1 protein-coding gene is annotated in these 643 nt (G+C 64.2%); it reads right to left on the bottom strand.

Annotated elements, in window-relative coordinates:
- On the bottom strand, nucleotides 1–643 hold a 643-nt coding region (locus AC1D0P_RS26810), incomplete at both ends, for an FG-GAP repeat domain-containing protein (protein ID WP_477679508.1).

The following is a 643-nucleotide window of genomic DNA, read 5'->3' as shown; positions in this document are numbered from 1 at the left end:
CATCCGCCGCGGCGACGGACGTGCCGTGCCCGATAATGCCGATGTCCGATCCGCCGGAGAAACCGCCGGAACCGTCGCCGAACCGCACCGACAGCGAGTCGCTGCTGTAATTTGCCGTCACCAGGTCGAGCTTGCCGTCACCGTCGATATCCGCCAGGCTGACGACATAGGGATCGGTACCCACGGCGATATCCGCCGATGCCGAGAAACTGCCCGCTCCATCACCCAGCTGCACGGAAACGGTATCTGTGCCTTCGTCGGCAATCAGCAGGTCGAGCTTGCCGTCACCGTTGACATCGGCCACCGTGACGGAACTGGGACTGTTGCCGGCGGCGATGTTCGACGCGCTGGCGAAGCTGCCATCGCCGTTGCCCAACAGCACGGAAACCGTATTGTCCTCCTGATAGGCCACCAGCATGTCGAGCTTGCCGTCGCCGTTGACGTCGGCCACGGCAATGGAGCTGGGGCAGCTGCCGACCGCAAGTGTCGCCGTATCCGAGAAGCTGCCATCGCCGTTGCCCAGCCGCACCGAGACCGTGTCGTCCGACTGATTGGCCGTCACCAGGTCGAGCGTGCCGTCGCCGGCGAAATCCCCCGTGGCGATGGAAAACGGCAGATTGCCCGTGTTGACCAGGTTTTGCGT

The sequence above is a fragment of the Polaromonas sp. P1_G2 genome, assembly GCF_056405515.1.
The sequence above is the reverse complement of the archived record's forward strand: the minus strand, read 5'-3'. Positions and strand labels throughout refer to the sequence as shown.